General features: G+C 62.1%; 16 protein-coding genes. 15 read left to right on the forward strand and 1 reads right to left on the reverse strand.

The features are described 5' to 3' along the window. The first annotated feature begins 218 nt into the window (after nt 1-218). The 15 genes from ACZ6WW_RS13320 (at nt 219) to ACZ6WW_RS13390 (ending at nt 17,812) form a co-directional block, all read left to right on the forward strand. Nucleotides 219-1,841 (forward strand): S8 family serine peptidase, encoded by a 1,623-nt coding sequence (locus ACZ6WW_RS13320; RefSeq protein WP_465274630.1) that lies wholly within the window; start codon nt 219-221, stop codon nt 1,839-1,841. 214 nt (nt 1,842-2,055) lie between these two features. Beyond that, the gene (gspE, locus tag ACZ6WW_RS13325) at nt 2,056-3,792 is read left to right on the forward strand and encodes a type II secretion system ATPase GspE (protein WP_281851515.1); all 1,737 of its coding nucleotides are present in this window, start codon (nt 2,056-2,058) and stop codon (nt 3,790-3,792) included. A 172-nt stretch (nt 3,793-3,964) separates the two neighbouring features. After that, on the forward strand, nt 3,965-5,182 hold the full coding sequence (gene gspF, locus ACZ6WW_RS13330) for a type II secretion system inner membrane protein GspF (protein ID WP_465274631.1): 1,218 nt from the start codon (nt 3,965-3,967) through the stop codon (nt 5,180-5,182). A gap of 32 nt (nt 5,183-5,214) precedes the next feature. Next, nucleotides 5,215-5,643: a type II secretion system major pseudopilin GspG gene (gspG, locus tag ACZ6WW_RS13335; protein ID WP_465274847.1), complete on the forward strand. Its 429-nt coding sequence runs from the start codon at nt 5,215-5,217 to the stop codon at nt 5,641-5,643. 122 nt (nt 5,644-5,765) lie between these two features. Then, a complete protein-coding gene (locus ACZ6WW_RS13340; RefSeq protein ID WP_465274632.1) occupies nt 5,766-6,230 on the forward strand; it encodes a GspH/FimT family pseudopilin in 465 nt (154 codons plus the stop codon). Beyond that, nucleotides 6,227-6,643 (forward strand): prepilin-type N-terminal cleavage/methylation domain-containing protein, encoded by a 417-nt coding sequence (locus ACZ6WW_RS13345; RefSeq protein ID WP_465274633.1) that lies wholly within the window; start codon nt 6,227-6,229, stop codon nt 6,641-6,643. The genes ACZ6WW_RS13340 and ACZ6WW_RS13345 overlap by 4 nt, the downstream gene beginning before the upstream one ends. Beyond that, nucleotides 6,640-7,323, forward strand: coding sequence for a prepilin-type N-terminal cleavage/methylation domain-containing protein (locus ACZ6WW_RS13350; RefSeq protein WP_465274634.1), 684 nt, complete (start codon nt 6,640-6,642; stop codon nt 7,321-7,323). Before ACZ6WW_RS13345 ends, ACZ6WW_RS13350 begins: the two co-directional genes overlap by 4 nt. Next, on the forward strand, nt 7,320-8,207 hold the full coding sequence (locus ACZ6WW_RS13355; RefSeq protein ID WP_465274635.1) for a type II secretion system minor pseudopilin: 888 nt from the start codon (nt 7,320-7,322) through the stop codon (nt 8,205-8,207). Before ACZ6WW_RS13350 ends, ACZ6WW_RS13355 begins: the two co-directional genes overlap by 4 nt. Continuing rightward, the gene (locus tag ACZ6WW_RS13360) at nt 8,204-9,364 is read left to right on the forward strand and encodes a PilN domain-containing protein (RefSeq protein WP_465274636.1); all 1,161 of its coding nucleotides are present in this window, start codon (nt 8,204-8,206) and stop codon (nt 9,362-9,364) included. Before ACZ6WW_RS13355 ends, ACZ6WW_RS13360 begins: the two co-directional genes overlap by 4 nt. Further along, nucleotides 9,361-9,993: a type II secretion system protein GspM gene (gene gspM, locus ACZ6WW_RS13365; protein ID WP_281851521.1), complete on the forward strand. Its 633-nt coding sequence runs from the start codon at nt 9,361-9,363 to the stop codon at nt 9,991-9,993. The genes ACZ6WW_RS13360 and gspM overlap by 4 nt, the downstream gene beginning before the upstream one ends. After that, nucleotides 9,990-10,721, forward strand: coding sequence for a hypothetical protein (locus tag ACZ6WW_RS13370; RefSeq protein WP_465274637.1), 732 nt, complete (start codon nt 9,990-9,992; stop codon nt 10,719-10,721). Before gspM ends, ACZ6WW_RS13370 begins: the two co-directional genes overlap by 4 nt. 3 nt (nt 10,722-10,724) lie before the next feature. Then, complete coding sequence (gene gspD / locus ACZ6WW_RS13375) at nt 10,725-13,160, forward strand: type II secretion system secretin GspD (RefSeq protein ID WP_465274638.1); 2,436 nt, start codon at nt 10,725-10,727, stop codon at nt 13,158-13,160. A 665-nt stretch (nt 13,161-13,825) separates the two neighbouring features. After that, the gene (gene hrpB, locus ACZ6WW_RS13380) at nt 13,826-16,306 is read left to right on the forward strand and encodes an ATP-dependent helicase HrpB (RefSeq protein ID WP_465274848.1); all 2,481 of its coding nucleotides are present in this window, start codon (nt 13,826-13,828) and stop codon (nt 16,304-16,306) included. A gap of 16 nt (nt 16,307-16,322) precedes the next feature. Continuing rightward, nucleotides 16,323-16,943, forward strand: coding sequence for an HAD-IA family hydrolase (locus ACZ6WW_RS13385; protein WP_465274639.1), 621 nt, complete (start codon nt 16,323-16,325; stop codon nt 16,941-16,943). 179 nt (nt 16,944-17,122) lie between these two features. Then, on the forward strand, nt 17,123-17,812 hold the full coding sequence (locus ACZ6WW_RS13390) for a hypothetical protein (protein WP_465274640.1): 690 nt from the start codon (nt 17,123-17,125) through the stop codon (nt 17,810-17,812). Nucleotides 17,813-17,881: 69 nt separating this feature from the next. On the opposite strand, the gene ACZ6WW_RS13395 is transcribed toward ACZ6WW_RS13390, so the two are convergent. Continuing rightward, nucleotides 17,882-20,626: a serine/threonine-protein kinase gene (locus ACZ6WW_RS13395; protein ID WP_465274641.1), complete on the reverse strand. Its 2,745-nt coding sequence runs from the start codon at nt 20,624-20,626 to the stop codon at nt 17,882-17,884.

The following is a 20,626-nucleotide window of genomic DNA, read 5'->3' on the forward strand; positions in this document are numbered from 1 at the left end:
TGCCACGGCACGAAATTGCGAACCCGGTCCCTATTCGCAAAACCTTGCGCTTGTAGCTTGGTCATTCGGTGCGCCGGGACGGTTCACCTGTAAGGGGATATTCCAGCGAAGTTTCAATAGCTTGCAAAGACTGCCCGCTGACAGGGGCTGTGGAGGGTCTTAGCGCAGGGATGGCGGCAGGCACTTCGCTCCTTATCGACAATGAGAGGGATAGACGAATGAATCAGCGTTCCCAGATGAAGTTGCTGGTGGCTTCCATGCTTATGGCGATGGGCTTGCCGGCGGTAGCGGCCGATATTTCGGCCAATACCAGCCGATTCGATCTGAGCTCGGTCCAGGAAAATCAGACCTACGATCATTTTGTCGTGCTTTATCGCGACGGCAGCACCGAGCGGGTACAGCCGACGGCGGCTGTGCAGTCCCTCAATGCCGCCGCGGCGCGTGCCAACCTGGTCGATCAGGCCGGAGCCGGCGCACAGGCGCTGCGCAGCGGTGGTCGTTTGCTCAACGTGAGCTATGGTCATCGCCTGGCGATCGGCGGCGACGTCGTCACCACCTCGCGCCGGTTGAGCGCGGCCGAAACCCGTCAGTTCGTGCAGCAGCTGGCAGCCGATCCGGCGGTGGAGTTCGTGCAGCCCGACTACATGCGCCAGGCGGTGGATCGCCCGACCATTTCGCCGGCAGGGGCGGCGACCTTCACGGTGCCTAACGACCAGTACTACGCAGGCTACCAATGGGACTACCTCTCGCCCGGTGGTACCGGCTTCAGTGACAGCAGCCTGGGCACGTCGGTCGCCAATTGGGGCGGCGCCAATATCCAGCAGGCCTGGACCCTGGCCGATGGCACCGGTGTGGTCATTGCGAGCCTGGACACGGGCGTGACCAATCATCCGGACCTGGATCTCACGCTGGCAAGCGCAGGCTACGACTTCATCACCGACCATACGGTTTCCGGCCGCAGCGCAAATGGCCGCGTTGCCGGAGGCTGGGATACAGGTGACTGGACCACCGCAGGTCAGTGCGGCGCCGGCCAGGCCGCCGAGGCCAGTAGCTGGCATGGCACCCACGTATTCGGCACGGCCGGCGGCGAGCTGACCAACAACAGCACCGGCATGGTGGGGACGGCTTTCGGCGCCAAGGTACTGCCGGTACGCGTACTGGGACATTGCGGCGGATCCGATAGCGATATCGCCGATGCGATTACCTGGGCCTCGGGCGGCCATGTCACCGGCGTACCGGACAACGCTAACCCGGCCAGGGTCATCAGCCTCAGCCTGGGCGGTTCGGGCACCTGTTCGTCCAGTTCGGTACTCGGTCGCGCCATTACCGGCGCAACCGGTCGCGGTACCGCCGTGGTTGTCGCTGCCGGCAACAGCAACGCCAATGTATCGGGCTTCTCGCCGGCCAACTGCGCCGGTGTGGTTGCTGTGGCGGCCACCGGCATCAGCAGCAAGCGCGCGTTTTACTCCAACTATGGCAATGGCATTACGCTCGCCGCGCCCGGTGGTGGCGTATATCGAAACGATGGCTCCAGCGGCACGCAGGCCACGACCGGCTTCATCTGGTCGACTATCAATGCCGGCTCGACCACGCCGACCACCTCGACCTATGGCGGCATGGCCGGTACGTCGCAGGCCACGCCTCATGTCGCCGGTACGGTCGCCTTGATGCGGAGCTATCGCCTCGCGCTGGGCAAGACCCTGCTTACTACAGCGCAAGTGACCAGTCTGTTACGTTCCTCGGCGACGGTGTTCCATGTCACGCCGCCATCGAACCGGCAGATCGGCACGGGTATTCTCAATGCTTATGCTGCAGTGCAAGCAGCCGGAGCACAGCCGTAAAGTAGTCAACGGCAGACTCCAAAGTACAGAAATCGGCCGGCGTCCTCAGGGGCGCCGGTTTTATTTTTATCGCGCCGATTCCTACGCTGCGTTTAGCGATGCAACGCTCGCGTAACCCCAGACGAATATGTTAACAATGCATCTCTCTGCACCTTCCGGGGGCGATGCATGGAGCATCGTGGGTGCGAATCGTTATTGGATGCGGGGTGAGAACATGTCGGCAGCCACACTAAAGCCGGCGACCAACCAGACCGTTGCGGCGACCCAAGACCGCGAAGTGGCGGTCTGCTCGTTGCTGGTCGCCAAAGGTCGACTGAAGGACGGCGACCTTGTCAGGGCGCGGCGTCTGCATGAGGAATCACCCGAGGGCACCCTGACCGGCCTGATGGCGCGGCTGGGTCTGGTGTCCGAGCGCGACCTGGCCGAAGCCTGGTCCGAATACCTGGGCGCACCGTTGCTGGCCGCGCGTGAAGCGCCGGAATTGCCGCCGCCCGAAGTCGATATCTCGTTGCGTTTTCTCAAGCAGCAACACGTCGTTCCGGTGCGCGATGGCGAGGACGGTCTGGCCTTGATGGTGGCCGATCCGGCCGATCCGTACCCGGTGCATGCGGTCGAACTGGCGACGGGGCGTCCGGTCGCCTTGCGCATCGGCCTGCGTTCGGAAATCGACGACCTGATCGAACGTTATTACGGCTCCGGCCGTTCGGCGATGGGCACCATCGTCGAAAACCTCGATGGTAGCGCCGCAGTCGAAGACGACGTCGAGCACTTGCGCGATCTCGCTTCCGAAGCGCCGGTGATTCGCCTGGTGAACCTGATCCTTCAACGCGCCGTCGAACAGCGCGCGTCGGACGTGCACATCGAACCGTTCGAAAATCGCCTGAAAGTGCGCTACCGCATCGACGGCGTGCTGCACGAAGTGGAAGCGCCACCGGCCAGCTCTACCGCCGCGGTCATTTCGCGCGTCAAGATCATGGCCAAGCTCAATATCGCCGAGCGCCGCCTGCCGCAAGACGGTCGTATCCAGCTGCGCGTGCAAGGCAAGGAGCTCGATCTTCGCGTGTCCACCGTGCCGACCAGCTTCGGCGAATCGGTGGTGATGCGTATTCTCGATCGCGAATCGGTGGTGTTCGATTTCGCTTCGCTCGGCTTCACCGACAACTTCCAGCAGCGCTTTGTCGACGTGCTCGACCGCCCGCACGGCATTCTGCTCGTGACCGGTCCGACCGGTTCGGGTAAGACCACCACGCTCTATACGGCGCTGTCGCAGATCAACACGCCGGACGTAAAGATCATCACCGTCGAAGACCCGGTCGAATACCAGATCGAAGGCATCAACCAGATCCAGGTGAAGCCGCAGATCGGCCTGGATTTCGCCGGTGCGTTGCGATCGATCGTGCGACAGGATCCGGACGTGATCATGATCGGCGAAATGCGCGATCTGGAAACCTGCCGCATCGCGATCCAGTCCGCGCTCACCGGTCACTTGGTGTTGTCCACCCTGCATACCAACAGCGCAGCGGGCGGTATTACCCGTCTGCTCGACATGGGTGTGGAGGATTACCTGCTCGGCTCGACCGTCAACGGCATCCTGGCGCAGCGACTGGTGCGCCGCCTCGATCCGGAAACCGCAACTTCCTACGAGGCCCTGCCGGAAGTGATCGAGCAGTTCGAGCTGCACAAATACACCGACGAACGGCCGATCCGCCTGTGGAAGCCGGGCACCAGCACGGCCAACCCCACCGGTTATCGCGGCCGCCGCGCCATCATGGAATTCCTGGTGATGACCGACCCGTTGCGCCGCCTGGTGATGCAGCGCGCCGATGCGGGCGAAATCGAGCGCCAGGCACGTGTTGAAGGCATGCGCACGATGTACGAGGACGGCATTGCCAAGGCAGTGGCCGGCATCACCACCATCGAGGAGGTGTTGCGTGTCACGCAGGAAAGCTGACCGGCATGATGCCGGTCTGGCCTGGAAGGCCCAAGCAGTTCTCAAAACTTTACCCGCAAGTCGCGAACTACAAGCCGCTTCCCGCAGTCACAACTTATGGCGCCTTTGCGCCATGGGCGGCCGCTTGCCGTTCACTTTCGCTCGTTCACCCTCACTTGCGCGCTCCTAGCCCATGGCTCAGTTTCGATATCGAGCGGTCAACGACTCCGGCGAAATACTGCAGGGGCAGATGGAGGCGTCCAGCGTCGACGAGGTGATCAGTCGCCTGCAGGAACAGGGCAGCACCCCGCTCGATGCCCGCATGGCCGATGCGGCGGCCGGTGGCAGCGGTATGGCCGCGCTGTTCAAGCGCGGCCCGTTTACCGGCGATCAGCTGGCCCAATTCACGCACCAGCTGGCGACCCTGCTTGGCGCCGGCCAGCCGCTGGACCGTGCACTGGGCATCCTGTTGGAGCTGCCCGAGGGCGAGCGCGCCAAGAAGATGGTCGAGCGCATTCGCGATCGTGTGCGTGGCGGTACGCCGTTGTCGCAGGCGCTGGAAGAAGAACACGGCGTGTTCCCCAAGCTCTACATCAGCCTGGTGCGCGCCGGCGAAGCGGGCGGTTCGCTCGAAGACACGCTGCGCCGCCTGGCCGATTACCTCGAACGGTCGCAGCAACTGCGCGGCAGCATCATCAATGCGCTGATCTATCCGGCCATCCTGATGTTCGGCGTGCTCGGTTCGCTGGTGCTGCTGCTGGCCTACGTGGTGCCGCAGTTCGTGCCGATCTTCGAAGACATGCGCGTGCCGATCCCGTTTATCACCAAGGCCGTGCTCGCGGTCGGCGAAGTCATGCACTCATGGTGGTGGCTGATCATCGCGGCGATCGTGGTCGGTAGCTTGATCTGGCGCGCGCGCATGCGCGATCCAGTCACGCGGTTGGCCTGGCACGCGAAACTGTTGACCATGCGCCTGGTCGGGCCGCTGCTGCTGAAAGTCGAAACCGCACGCATCGCACGCACGCTGGGCACACTGCTGAAAAACGGCGTCCCGCTGCTTTCGTCGTTGGGCATCTCGCGCCAGGTCACGTCCAACCGCGCGCTGGACGAAGCACTCGCCCAGGCCGCCGAACAAGTCAAAGGCGGCTCGGGCCTGAGCCTTGCTCTCGCGCAATCGCAACGCTTTCCACGCCTTGCACTGCAGATGGTGCAGGTGGGCGAAGAAGCCGGTCAGCTCGACACCATGCTGCTCAAAGTCGCCGACACCTTCGATCTGGAAGCCAAGCGCTCGATCGATCGTCTGTTGGCGGCATTGGTGCCGGCGTTGACCATCGTCATGACCATTCTGGTGGCGATCATCATGGCAGCGATCATGCTGCCCTTGCTCAGTCTTACCAGCAATATTCAGTAACCGAACGGAGGAATCCACAAATGACGCAGATGATGCAAAGAACCACCAGGACAGCACGGTCGCTCCGTTCGGGCGGTTTTACGTTGCTGGAAATGCTCGCCGTGATCGTGTTGATCGGCATCATCGGTGCCGTGGTCGTCACCGGTGTCGGCAAGAACGTCGACAAGGGCAAGTACGGCGCCGGCAAGGCACAGCTGACCACGCTCAGCCAGAAGATCGAAAACTACGCACTCGACAATGGCTCGCCGCCGCAGCAGTTGGGCGACCTGATGGCCAAGCCGGCCAACGCGCGCAACTGGCAGGGCCCGTACGTCAAGGAATCGGAAATGCATGACCCGTGGGGCCATGACTTTGGCTACAAGTATCCCGGCGACCACGGCAGTTTCGACCTGATCTTCTACGGTCAGGACGGCCAACCCGGCGGCGACGGCTACAACGCGGACGTCGGTAACTGGCAATGACAAAGCAGGGACGAGCGACAGCGAGCAACATGCGCAGGTGGGCGATCATCCCGCCCGCATGCTCGCGTCTCTCGTTCCGGTCGGGAGTGAACAAGAATGAGAAACGAGTAAACCCGAACAACGTGCGGGCTCCTGCTTTCTCTCACTCCTCGCTCCCCAAAGGCTTCACCCTGCTCGAAATGCTCGTGGTGATCCTGCTGATCGCCATTGCCTCGGCCGCCGTATCGGTATCGGTATCGCAAGGCCTGACCAGTGCACGCGTCAACGCAGCCAGCGGCGAAATGGCCTCGGCACTGCGTGCAACGCGTGCGCAGGCGATCGTGCAAGGCAAGGAGCAGACGTTTGCCGTCAACACGCGTGACAACACCTACACCCCGGTCGGCGGGAAAGTGGTTCGCCTTCCGCAAGGCATGACGCTGGGCATTACCAGCGCCGCCGAAGACCAGATCGGCAGCAACACCGGGCGCATCCGTTTCTTTCCCGACGGCAGCTCCACCGGCGGTCATGTCACGCTGAAGCTGCAACAGCGCCAATGGCTGGTCAACGTGTCGTGGTTGACCGGCGCGGTGAGTGTGGTGGTGCAATGAAACGCGCACTGGGGAGACAACGTGGTTTCAGTCTGATCGAAATCATCGCCGCGTTGCTGATACTGGCGATCGCCTTTGCCGCATTGATGCAGGTGGCGGGTGGTTCGATCGGCCTGACCAATAATGCGGCCGATCACGCGCAAGCGGCCTTATGGGCGCGCAGCCTGCTCGACAGCGCCGGCATGGAGCAAAAGCTCCAGCCTGGAACCAGTGAAGGCAAGTTCGACGATCAATACCATTGGCGTCTGGCGGTTGCGCCCTACCAGCCCGGCGATGCGGGCAACAACACGCCGATGCAGATTTTCAAGCTCGACTTGGACGTGATGTGGGGCGGGCGGCGCGAGCGTACCGCGCACTTCAGCACATTGCGGCTGGTCAGTGCGGTGCCGCAGGCGCAGGGTCAGCTGCGATGATGCATTCATCGCGCCGCGAGCATGGTTTCACCCTGATCGAGGTGCTGGGCTCGCTCGTCCTGCTGTCGTTGCTGCTGCTTGCCGTTTACGGCGGTATACGTGCCGCGTCGCAAAGCGTGCGCTCCGGGCAGGCGGCGATCGAGCGGCTGGATCAGATCCGTTCCGCACAGATGTACCTGCGTCGCGAACTGGCGCAAACGATGGCGATGGCATTTGCCAAGACCGACAAGGGCGAAAACATCTATTTCCTGGGCGATGAGCATCAGATGCGCTTCGTCGCACCGTTGCCGGGTTACCTGGGCAAGCTCGGGCCGCAACTGCAACAGATCAAGCTGGTGCCCAACGACAAGGGTGGCGGTTCGCGCCTGGAAGTGAGCTTCGCGATCCTTCCGCCCGATGGTAGCGATCCCAAGCCGTTGGGCGATCCTGAAGTGCTGATGGACAACGTGCGCGAAGGCAGTTTCAGCTATCGCAGCCCCGATACCGACGATCAGGCCGGCACCTGGGGTACGGACTGGAGCGACGGCCGTGCCATGCCCATCCTGGTGCAGGTCAACCTGCAGGTCGACGGCAACTACGGCTGGCCGAACCTGGAAGTCCCCTTGCGCGTCGATCCGAGCGCCACCGGCAATCAGATCAACTTGCTGCGCGGCCTGAGTCGCGGGCAGGTGCTGCGATGAAGTCGTTGCCTTTGTCATCGCGCAGCGCGCAGCGCGGCGTCGCCTTGCTCCTCGTCATGTGGGCGTTGACCTTGCTGGCGATCATGCTCGGTGGCTATGCCATGCTGGCGCGCACCGAAGGCATGCAGGCGCGTTATCAGTTTGCCCAGGCGCAGGCGCACTACGCCGCCGAAGCTGGCGTCATGCGCGCGATTTACGGGCTGCAGGACACGCAGCCGCAGACGCACTGGGTTGCCGATGGCCGCACCTATCCCTTCAAGTACGAAGACGCGACGGTCAAGGTCAACGTGGTGGACGAGGGCGGCAAGGTCGACCTCAATGCCGCGCGGCCGGAAGTATTGATGGCTTTGCTCACCGCTGCCGGCGTCGATAGCGGACAGGCCCGGGATATCGCCCAGAGCATCGTCGATTGGCGCAGCTTTGGTATCAGCTCCGACGATGTCAGCCGGCGTGCACAAGCCTACAAAGCCGCCGGGCGCGACTACGGTCCGCGCAGTGGTCCCTTTGCCAGCGTTGAGGAATTACAGATGGTGTTAGGCATGACGCCGGCGATCTACTCCAAGATCGGCTCGGTCATCACGATCTGGTCCGGCCGCGACAGTCCCGACCCCAATACCGCGCCTGCGCTGGCGTTGGCGGCCATTCCGAACATGGACCCACAGCAGATCGCCAGCCTGATTGCCGCGCGCCAGGCCGGTGCGCAGCCGGGCAGCAATGTGCAGGGTCTAGCCGGCATCCAGGGAGTAACGCATAGTATCCGGTCGGAAGCGACCCTGGCCGACGGCACTCATGCGGTGCTGAACGCCACGGTTCGGTTACAAGGAGTTCGATTCGGCGCGCAACCTTTCGCGGTATTGCGTTGGCAGGAAGGAGACGGGGAATGAGTTCCGCAACGCAATCGTTGCAACCGCTGCTGGATAACGTGCGTCGTGCCTGGCGCACGTCGCCGATGCCGCATTTTTTCCAATGGTGGGGTGGGGAGCTGGCGGCCCTGCTGCCGGTTCGCTGGCGCTACGCGTTTGGCGGTGGGTCGGCCTGGCATCTGCTCGAAAAACAAGGCGACGATTGGCAGGTACGTCGTGCAGGCGACAGCATGCCCTTGGCGACATGGAGCGACAGCCTCGATCCGGCTGCGCAGCTGGTGGCATTGAACGATGCATTGCGCGGCGTCGATCCCGAAGACCTGCATATCGCGCTGTGTCTGCCGTCGACCACCATGCTGCGCCGAAGTCTGTTATTGCCGATCGCGGCGCGCGAAAGCCTGCAGCAGATCGGCGCGTTCGAAATGGACCGGCAGACCCCGTTCCGTGCCGAGCAGGTTCGTTACGACGTACGCGATACACAAGGGCCTGCACCTGCCGGGCGGTTCGCCGCCGAACTGGTGGCCGTGCCGCGTCAGACGCTCGACCCGCTGCTGGAACGTCTGCGTGCTGTCGGCATCGGTATCGACGCAGTCGACATGGCCTCCGGCTACGACCGCCTCGGCGTCAACCTGTTGCCGCCCGAGCAGGCGCCGCGTCGCAGTCATCCGCGCCAACGCTTGAATCTGGCCCTGGCGGCGGCATGCGTTCTGTTGGTCGTGATGTCCCTCGGGGAATGGCTGCACAACCGGCAAGCAGCCCTGTCGGCGATGCAGTCGCAGGTCGACAGCATGCGCGCCGAGGCACAGAAGGTTGCGGCCCTGCGCCAGCAATTGCAGGACAACGCCGGTGCAGCCGGTTTCCTGGCAGATCGCAAGCTGCACACGCCATCGGCGTTGAGCTTGCTGGACGATCTCAGTCAGCGCCTGCCGGACGATGCCTGGCTCGAACGCCTGAGCATCGACAACGCCGGGCAGGTGGGTTTTCAGGGCCAATCCAAGCAGGCGGCCAAGCTGATCGACGCGGTCAAGGGCTCGCCTGTCATCACCGATGCCAATTTCCAGGGCACGATTCAGGCGGATCCCACCACCGGCAAAGAACGTTTCTATATGGTCGCGCAGCTGCGTAAACCCGATACCAAAGCGAAGGCCACGCCTGCGCACACCGGGAGTGCGCGATGAAGCTTGAGAAACTCAAGCCGCGCGAGAGCCGCATCGCCGCCGTGTTGCTGCTGTTGGTGGTGCTGGTGGTTGCCTACTTTGCGCTGCTGCACTGGTGGTTTGTCGCGCCGCTGCAACAGATCGGGTCACAAATGGACGACCTGCGTGATACGCAAAGTCGTTTTGCTGCTGCCCTGTCGGAAAAGCCGCAGTTGCAGAAACGCATCGATGCGCTCGGCGCAGGGCAGGCAAGCAGCAACGCCTTCCTGCCCGAAGACGACGCGAACGCTGCTGCTGCCGGCTTGATGCAGCGCGTGGTCGACGTGGTCGCTTCGCATCAGCCGGGCGGCAACTGCGACGTGATCCAGAAAATGCCCGTCGCCAATCCGCGAGCCGACGCGAACGACCCGTACAAAAAGGTCGCTGTCAGCATCAGCCTGCGCTGTGACATCGAATCGGTCGGTTCGGTCATGCATGCGCTGGAGCAGAGCACGCCCTATCTTTTCATCGACGACATCTCGCTCTACCGCAACCCGGTCGCCGCACAAAAGAATGCCGGCGCGCCGATCGAGGTGCAGTTCACGCTCTCGGGCTATATCCGCAAGGCGCGTCAGAGCGGGAGCAACGACGACGGAGGGGCATCTTCATGAACGCTGCTGCTCAACGTCGTCTGACACCCGTACTTGGCGGCATCGCTGCCGTATTGGCGGTGGTGTTCGTGGTCTTGCTCGGTGGTGTCGGACGCGGCGTGCACTGGAATCCGCCCTTGCCTACGCCGCCCCTGCCCGACATGCACAATGATAGCGGCATGCCCACATTCCAGCCGCTCGAGCGCTACGGCGTGGTTTGGCAAAAGCCGCTGTTCAATCCGGATCGCAAACCGGTGGCGCGTGTCGCCGGTGAATCGAGCAATCTCGGCGATATGGAACTGACCGGCATCATCATGACGTCGAGCCTGCGCGTGGCGTTGTTGCACAGCAAGGACGGCGACAAGGAACTGCGCATTCGCGAAGGCGGCACCTCGCCCGACGGCGCGATCAAACTCGCCGAGTTGAGCCCGCGTTCGGCGGTATTCGAGGTTTCAGGCAGCCGCACCGAGTTGAAGCTGCCGGCCGGTGCGCCGGTAACACCATTGGCAAAAGCCGGAGCCGCCGGTACGCCGACGCCCCTGGGCGCCGTGCCCAATCCGCCATCCGATAACGGCAATCCACCGCAGATGCAGGTCCGGCACGTGCCGCCCGGCGTCCAGCCCGTTCCCGCGCCCGGCAATCAGCCGTCAGGACAAAACGCGGAGCAGGCCGAGCGCATTCGCCAGCTGCGAGAGAACATCCTAAAGCGTCGCGCACAGCAAGCGGCCACCCCTGAAGGAGTACGTTGATTCATGTCCCGCCCCATCCTTCAACTCTTTCGTATCGGCACCGTCGCCATGGCGGTGTGGATAACTGGCTGCTCGACGTTGCCGAATCCTAAAGACGACGGCGTGCTGCAGCGCGAAGCTATGGCAGGTACCGAGAAGCCGGCGCCTGAGCCCGTAGCGCTCAACAAGGAAATCACGGCGCCCGATGCTGCGGCTGCCGTAAGGCCGCAGGTGTCCGAGGGCACCGGGCAGTTCATTCGTCCGCAGGGCCTGGCTACACCGATCAAGGCTGCCAGCGGCGATAACGCCGTCACCTTCAATTTCGAGAACCAGCCGGTGCCAGCGGTGGTGAAAGTCATTCTTGGCGATTTGCTCAAGCAGAACTACACCATCGTGCCGGGCGTGCAGGGCAACATCTCCTTCTCCACGTCCCAGCCCGTCGACAGCACCCAGGCGATTCCGATTCTGGAAACGCTGCTCTCCTGGACTGGTAACGCACTGGTCAAGCAAGGCAGTGGCTATGTCGTGATGCCTTCCAAAGATGCCGTAGGTGGCAATGTTGCGCCGAGCCTAGGTGCCGCATCGCCACAAGCCGGTTTGCAGGCACGCCTGTATCCGCTGCACTACATCTCGGCCAACGAGATGCAGAAGCTGATCAAGCCGTTTGCGCGCCCCGAATCGATTCTGTTGGCTGATCCGGCGCGTAATGTCATCGTGCTGTCGGGTACACCCGGGGACCTTGCCAATTACGAGCGCACCGTCAAGACCTTTGACGTCGATTGGTTGCGCGGTATGTCGATCGGCGTGTACAGCCTGCAACGCGCAAATGTCACCGAGCTGATGCCTAAACTGGACAGCCTGTTCGGTTCCAAGGGCGACACACCGCTGGCCGGTATGCTGCGCTTTATACCGATCGAACGCACCAACTCGCTGGTAGTTATCACGACGCAGCCTAGTTATCTCTCCGAAGTCGGTGGCTGGATTGAAAAGATCGATCGCGGCGGTGGCAACGAACCGCAGCTGTTTGTGTACGACGTGCGTAATCTCAAAGCATCCGACCTAGCGCAGTACCTGGCGCAGATATATGCATCAGGCAACGGCAACGGCGGCAATGGCGGAGCTAAGGTGGGCCCAGGTCTGACGTCGGGCACTCTGGGCGGCAGTGATAACGCGAATGGTTCGGCCAATGGCCTGGGTAGTCTTGCCGGCAGCTTCGGCAGCAGCACCAACGGCGGGATCGGTGGTGGCTTAGGAAGCAACGGCGGGCTGAACTCCGGCGGTATCGGCTCAGGGACATCTGGCGGTATCGGTGGCACGAGCGGTCTCGGCAGCGGCGGCATTGGATCCAACCAGTCGTCCAATGGTTTTGGTGGATTCACGCCAGGCGGTATTAACAGCAACGGTACGTCCAATAGCGTATTTGGCAACAACAACGGACAGCAGTCGCAGCAGTACAGTAACGACGACGGAAGCATCCGTATCAGTTCGGTCGATGCGAACAATCAGTTGCTTGTACGCGCACCGCCGTCGAAGTGGGATGAGATCAATTCAGCGATCAAGCGCCTGGACACCACGCCGCTTCAGGTGCAGATCGAGACGCGTATTCTGGAGGTGACACTGACGGGTGATTTCCAGTTTGGTGTGCAGTGGTATCTTGAGGGCTTGATCAACAACAGCGTTAATCCTACGACCGGTGCCATTATTCCTGGTCAGCCGGGCAATCAGCAGCAAGGTGCGCTAGGTGCTGGTGGGCCCAATTATTCGCCTGTTACTAATAGCGGCGGGGCCATAAGCGGAGATGCATTCTATTATTCGTTCGTGAACCACAATTTGCAGGTAGCCCTGCATGCTCTGGAAACGAGCGGAAAAACCAAAACGCTTTCTGCGCCGTCGATGGTTGTACTGAACAATCAAGTTGCTCAGATCCAAGTGGGTGATCAGGTGCCCATCAGCTCTACCACCGTTAATACTGGTCTCGCGACCGGTACCGTAAGTACAGCTCAATACATACCTACTGGCGTTATCTTGGGCGTTCAGCCTCGAGTCAATCCAGGTGGTTTGGTTTATATGAATGTCATGCAGCAGGTGAGTCAGGCAGCTACCGCCGCGGCCGGCGCTAATCCGACTATCAGCCAGCGTGCGCTAAGCACCCAGGTAGCTGTACAAAGTGGGCAAACGGTACTCCTGGGCGGACTGATTCAACAGGTAGATCAGACTACCGATACAGGAATTCCGGGGCTAAATCAGATTCCTATTCTTGGACGATTGTTCGGGAGCACTAACCGCAGCAAGAATCGTACAGAGCTGATTGTCTTGATTACTCCGCGAGTCATAACAAACAGCGAAGAAGCGAAGCAGATCACCGATGAGTATCAGCAGAGATTTGAGTCTCTGGCTCCCCTGCGCGCCACGGACAACAAGCCTGGCTCGGCGCCGGCAACGACAATGCCGCTGAAGTAGGAAGTGTCGGACAATGCGGAGGGACGCATGCTGTTCGATGAACTTACTAGCTCTGACTTTTATGCATTGTAGATATTCCTACTCTTGATGCCGGCCATTTGGCCGGCATCAAGAGTAGGGAGCTATGAAGCGCATAATGTTTTCGTTTGCTGTATTGGGCTGCATTTTTTCTAACGCGACATTTGCTGAAAAAGCCGAGATAGGTTCAGCCGGTGGAACTGTCGAAATCTTGGCTAGCCTGAGCAGCTGTAATCGAGCGGAGCCGCGTGGTTATCTATGGACGGGTGGCACCTACAATACGGGCTGCATCCCCGTTTCGGGTAACAACTGGGCATATGTATTCAGTAGTTATTTTGATAGGCCAATAGGCGCGCAGATGGTCGTGTGCTCTGATGAATCCGTCTTCCCTGACGGCTGGTTTGTAGTCAGTCACGTTCAATTTTCCGGTTGTGTGGATGGCCGGTACCTAGTTCCTGTGATTCAGCGATATTTTTAATTTTAAACTAGTTGATTATCACAAGTGCTTGTAACCGGGCTTCTCGAAGCCCTGACATTGGTAGTGCAGCGTAGGTTGCTATGCGCTATCGGGATTGTCATTCAAGCTCTAGGTTCGCGTTATCATCTAAAGAATGGTAACGCGAACCCTTTCCTTCCCAATTTCCATGATGCTGCCGGAGATCCAGGAATCTCTAAGTATCAGTATGCGCCTGATTCTCGAGGCGCCTCCGGGAGCAGGTAAGACCACTCAGGTGCCACCTGCGTTGATTGGGGCTGATTGGTTAAGCGGTCAGCGCATCTTGATGCTAGAGCCTCGTCGCATTGCCGCGCGCGCCGCCGCCCAATTCATGGCGAGCCAGCTAGGCGAGGATGTCGGCCAGACGGTAGGTTATCGAATCCGCTTCGAATCCCGCATCAGCGCAGCGACGCGGATCGAGGTGGTGACAGAAGGTATCCTCACGCGCTTGATCCAGGACGACCCCGAACTGACCGGGATCGGTGCGATCCTGTTCGACGAATTCCACGAACGGCATCTGGCGGGTGACCTCGGCGTTGCATTGGCGCTGGATGTACAGGCCACACTGCGACCGGATCTCCGGATCGTGGTGATGTCCGCCACCCTCGACGGCGAGCGTATTGCGCAGTGGCTGGATGCGCCACGTATCAGCAGTCCGGGCCGGAGCTTTCCGGTGCAGATCGAATATCCACCAGCGCGTGCACAGGAAACCCTGGAACAACATCTCGCCCGGGTATCGCGTCAGGCCTTGGCGGAAACCGATGGCGACGTACTCGCGTTTCTGCCCGGGCGTCGAGAGATTGGACGAGCGCAATCCATCTTGCTGCAGAGTCTGGATCGCGATGATGCGACAGACGTCGAAGTCGTGCAGCTGCACGGCGAACTGTCAATGGCCGAGCAGCAGGCTGCGCTTTCCCCTGCGGAGCCAGGAACACGGCGCATTGTGCTGGCAACGAACGTCGCCGAGTCGAGTGTGACCTTGCCCGGTATTCGCGCCGTCGTCGATGCAGGACAGGCACGCGAGCCGCGTTTCGACCCGAACTCCGGTTTTGCGCGGCTGGAGACGGTGGCGATTTCGCAGGCTTCCGCCGATCAGCGTGCCGGCCGCGCCGGTCGTGTTGCGCCGGGCATTGCGTATCGACTGTGGCCGCAGAGCAAGCGCCTCGATGCTTCGCGTACAGCCGAAATCATGCAGACCGAGTTGTCGGGGCTGGCCCTGGAGCTGGCTGCGTGGGGTAGCGAGAGTCTGCCGTGGCTGGATCCTCCGCCGGCAGGTGCGTTGGCGCAAGCGCGTGCCTTGTTGACTCAGCTGGGCGCGCTGGATGCCGGTGCGCGCATCACATCGTTGGGCCGGCGCATGCTCGAACTCGGCGCCATGCCACGCCTCGGCGCGGCCGCCATGCGTGCGCCACCCGAACTGCATGCCTTGATTGCTGACCTGCTTGCGCTGATGGAAGCGCGCTCACCGCTGCGAGGCGAGCAGGCGCGAAGCGACGATTTCCGCGCGCGCGTGCATGCCTTGCATGCGTGGCGCGATCGCAGCACGGCCGGCGCGCGTGGCGGTGCGGATAGCGGTGCGCTGGCCGCGATCGAGCAATCATCCAAGGGTTGGCGTCGTCGCCTGAATATCCGCACCGCTGCCAGTGGGGTGCCGGATAGCCATGCGGTTGGCGATTTGTTGCTGCATGCGTTTCCGGACCGCGTTGCTCGCCGCGACGACAGCAATCCGCTGCGCTATACGCTGGCCAATGGCCGCGGTGCGCGGCTGCACGAAAATACGGCGTTGCACGGCGAGCCCTGGTTGGTGGTGCTGGATATTCAGTACGACACCCGCGACAGCCTGATTCGTGCCGCCGCGCCGCTCGATCCACGGGCGCTGGAACGCGATTACCCGGCGCAATTCGTGCGCGAGCGCGTACTGCGCTGGAACGATGAGCGTCAGGCGGTGGAGGCGTTCGAGGAGTATCGCTACGCCGCGATTACCCTGGAGCGCCGCAGTGTCCCGGTCAAGCCGGAAGACGCGCTGCCTGCGTTGTTGGCGGCGATACGCAGCCGGGGTATTGGCGTATTGCCGTGGAGCGACAACGCGCTTCGCCTGCGCGCACGCATGCAATCCCTGCGCGGCTGGATGCCCGAGCTGGGGTTGCCGGATGTGTCCGACGAAGCGTTGCTTGCCTCGCTGGAGGATTGGCTCTCGCCCTATCTCAATGGCAAGCGCCGTCTCGATGCCTTGAGTGCGGAGGAACTCTCACAGGCGCTGACTTCGCTGTTCGACTATGAACAGCGTCGCCAGCTCGATAGCCACGCGCCCGATAGCCTTACCGTGCCCAGTGGTATCACGCATCGTCTCGAGTACACGCCTGATGAGCCGCCTGTGCTGGCGGTCAAGTTGCAGGAGCTATTCGGGCTTGCCGATACGCCGCGCATTGCCGGTGGCCGGATTCCGGTCACGCTGCACTTGCTCTCGCCCGCGCGGCGCCCCATTCAAGTGACGCAAGATCTGAAGGGTTTCTGGGAACGCACCTACCCGGAAGTAAAAAAAGAACTCAAAGGTCGCTATCCTCGCCACCCTTGGCCGGACGATCCGTGGACCGCCGCGCCGACCCATCGTGCCAAGCCGCGCGGGACCTGATCGAAGGAGTCATGCATTGAAGATTCGAGCCGTACTGTTCGACCTTGACGGCGTGCTTGCCGACTATGACCGCGATGGGCGTATCGCGCGGATGGCCGCGTCGGCCGGTGTGTCGGCCGAAACCATGCAGTACGCGGTGTATGGCTCAGGCGTCGAGCTGGCGGCGGACTCGGGCATCGGTTACGACCCCGATACCTATCTGGCGGCGATCAGCCGGCTGGCCGGTGCCGAGGTGACGCGCGAGGCGTGGATTGCCGCGCGGCGCGAGGTCACAAAGCTGCGGCCGTGGATGTTGGAGCTGGCGGCGCGTCTGGTGCGCGAGGGTGTGGCCGTGGCGATGTTGACTAACAACACCTTGATGTTTGGCGAGTCGGTGCGTCGCGTTGTGCCCGACATGTTTCCGCTGTTCGAACACACGGCCTGGACCAGTGCGCAGTTCGATACGCGCAAGCCGTTTACCGATGTCTACGAACGCTGCCTGGCGTATTGGGGCCAGGAGCCGGCGACGACCTTGTTTGTCGATGACCTCGAAGAGAATGTTATCGGCGCGGAGAAGGCGGGATTGATCGCCCATTGGTATCGCGACCGTGCTGGGTTTACCGCGGCGATGGCGTCCTTGGGGATCGACGTGCCGTAAACGGCAGGACGATCCTGGGAGCGAGGGAAACGACGCGATCGGGCCGATGACGGGTTTTGCCTTCCTGTTGCGATCTATCTAGTGATCGCGATCATCTCAAGCGCACGCTTTTTGTCTGGACGCCGCCGAACGATCGAGCCGATCAGTGTCATCGACCTCTCAATCTACAAGGACATGTGATGAACCATCGATCCCTGCTGCTTTCCCTCGGTCTTTCCCTGGTTACTTTGCCGGCCTTCAGTCAGAGCCTCGTTTCGAGCGAAAAGTATAGCGACAACCCGATGGACGGCGTTGGCGTTGCCCATAACGCCTATGCGGGCTGCATGGCGGCCAATTACGACCAGACCGGCAAGACCACGCCCATCGAAGTGGTGGTCTATCGTTGCGGCGTCCCGACCGAGGGAGATCCGGAAGCATTCATCCGGAAGTACACCGACATGGCCAACAACACCCGGCCGGATCCCAAGCTGTCGTTCGTGGAGAACATGAAGCGCTATCGTGAGAATTACAACGCGCAGCAATTTGCCTACTTCGAGTACATCGACAAGGTGCTCGTTGGCTCGACAAGCCCCGAAGAAGCCGACCGCGGCCTGAAGGCGCTCGAAGACCAGGCCATCAAGGAATTGGGGCGCACCGATGGCGATCTGGCGGTGCTCGGCGTGATCAGCACGGGTCGGCATTCGATCGAGCTATGGACCAAGGATCGCCCGGTAGGTGAAGCGTCAACCCAGCGTGGCATTCCCTGGGCGCTGATTGGTCAGATCGCCGGCGCGGATATGAGCGGCTACGCGAGTGGCGCGAGCATCTGCGGCAAGGTGTGTGGATACGTCAATGCGGCTGTTCAATCGGTGGTCGCCGTTTTCGATTGAAACCCCAGCCCGTATGAACGGAAAGGAGTCCCGTGATGGGGCTCCTTTTCAGCGCGGCATGCGCGGCCGCTACAGGAATGTTTTCTTCGCCAGCCATCGCGCCTTGGCAAGCTGCGGCGCCTGCGATGACATTTCCCGTTCCAGCACGGGCATCGCTTCTCGCAACAGGCCTCTCGCACGATCGGCATCGTGCTCGCGAAACGCCAGATCGGCGGCGAGCAACTTGACCTTGGCTATCTTGATCGGGTCGCTGTTGCGTTCCTTTTCCGCCAACGCCAACGCTTCGCCCATACGCTGTCTGGCCAAGGGAATCTGGCCTTTGGCTTGCGCCAGTTGGGCATCGAGTTCGGCCAGCCTGATCCAGATAGCGGTATAGGGGCCGGCGTTGCGCGCCTCGCTTAGTCGTTTGGCCGTCGCCAGCGCCACCTCGGCCTGGCGCCATCGTCCGGCATCGAGCAGCAGTTGCGCATAGCGCGCCTGGATCTGCGAATACTCGAGAGAGTCGCCGCCTCTGTCCTCGCGCACCCATCGAAGCGCTTCGTCGACATCCGCCCACGCCTGTTCGAACTGGCGCAAATCTCCGTGCGCCGAAGCGCGCTGCTTGTACGCAACCCAGCGCCAGGTGATGTAGGTGGGATCACCCTGGGGCAACCTTGCCAGGGTCGAGTCGAGCAGCACGATCGCGCGCCGGCTGTCTCCACGGCCTTCATAAAGCCATGCCAGCAGGATGTCCTGTTGCGCCAGGACAAGGTCATCCAAACCCAGAGCCTGATGAAGCGACCTTGCGCGTTCCATGTGCGTGACCGCTTCGCGATATCGGCCTAGCTGGCCCAGTACCATCGCCAGCTCGCTCTCCTGGTCCATGGTGTACTGGCTGCTGTTTCCATAAACGCGTTGAGCAATGGCCAACGCCGACTCGGCATGCGGCAGCGCCTGGGGATACTGTCCCAAGCCTCGATAGACTGTGCTGGCTGTCTGATGCACCGTGCGCCACTTGGGATCGTCCGCCCCCAGTGTCGCGGTTGCCAGCTCCAGCGCCTGTGTGAGGTGGGGCGCCGCTTGGGAATCGCCGGGTCGGCCGGCGTGCAGATTCATCCGGTCGAGCAGCAGATCCAGGCGGAGCCGGTCCGCCGTTTCGCCGCCGGCTTTGAGCAAGGTCAATGCGTGATCCAGCGACCGCTCGGCTTGTTCGCGGTCGCCTCCCATCGCAGCGACGGTTGCGTACGCTTGGTGGGCGCGTGCAAGCGCGAGCACGTCGGCATTCGGGCTTGAGCGCAGCGCAATCAGATCCTGCAATGTGCGCTTGGCGTCGGCGATACGCTCCAGTTGTCCTAGCAGCACGCCGCGTGTTTCGAGCATTCGCGCCTGCAGATCCGGGTTTATCTGGTTCGTCCGCTTGAACAGATCGGCGGCGGTGTCGATGGCTTGCAAACCCGGTACCGGATCGTTGATGTTCTTGTAGATCTCGGCGACAGCCAGCCAGACGAGCGCGCGTGTGCCGCCGTCCCGCATGCGCTCGTTGCGCAGCTGGGATGTCGCCGAGGTGAGCAATGCCGATACCGTCATGGGCCGGCCGCGGCCAGCCTCCGGATCGGAGGCAGCCAGCACCGAGACCAGAAACTCGCGTGAAGCGTTGGCATTGCCGGCTTCTCGCACAGCCGCCGCTTCGGCCTGCAAGGCCCGCTGGCGTTCAATGTCCAGGCGAACGACGAAAGCGACGATCACGCATACGACGGCCACGCTCGCAGTGGCAGCCCAGCGATGCCTGTTGACGAGCTTGCGCAGGCGATAAAACAGGGAGTCGGGCGCCGCCAGCACGGGCTCGCCTTGCAGATAGCGATGCAGATCATCCGACAAGGCGGCTGCCGTTCGATAGCGATCCTCCGGCGCGAGCGCGGTGGCTTTCATGACAATGCGGTCCAGGTCGCCGCGCAGCTCGCGCTTGCGCGATGGAGCGATTGGCTGGCCGCTTGGCAGAGGTACTGGCATGTCGCCCCTGCGTAGATCCGGCAAACGCAGGCCGGTCAGGACATCGAACAACAAGGCGCCCAGGCCGAAAATATCGGTCGCCGTGGTCGCCGCGTGGCCACGTATCTGTTCCGGCGCGGCGTAACCAGGCGTGAAGGCCTGCGTTGTCGTATGAACGCCGGACTGGCTCGCCTCCAGCAGCGTTCCAATGCCGAAATCCAACAGAACCGGCGTGCCGTCGTTGCTCACAACGATATTGGACGGTTTGACGTCTCGATGAAGCACCAGATGCTGATGCGCATGCTGGATCGCATCGCAGCACTGCGCGCAAAGCCGGACGCGATCGCGCAGCGTCAGCTGCCTGGACGTCAGGAAGTCCGCGAGCGCGTGGCCCTCGACATAGTCCATCACCAGGAAGGGTTGGCCGCTCGCCGTCTCGCCGCTATCGATCAGGCCGGCGATGTGCGGATGGTTCATGCCGGCAAGCAGTTCACGCTCGCGCGCCATGCGTCGTTTGCCTGCCGCCGTGGGCAAGCCATGCAGCAGTTTCAGTGCAACCCGCTGGGCGGCCCCATCGACGTCACGCTCGGCGAGGAAAACGCTGCCCATGCCGCCCTCGCCGATCTGCCGCAACAGGCGGTATGGGCCCATGCGATCGGGCATCGCCGCCAGCGACGACCCGATGCGCTGTAGTTGCGCCTGGACGGGATGGGGATCGTCGTTGTGCGCGTGTTCGAGCATGCGCAGGACAGCCGCCCTGACCGCGGCGTCGGTTTCGTTCGTTTCCAGGAAATGCGACCACCGGTTCGGCGGTTGCGTGATGGCGGCATTGAACAGTTGCTCCAT

This window comes from Dyella sp. NPDC103356 (genome assembly GCF_055584465.1).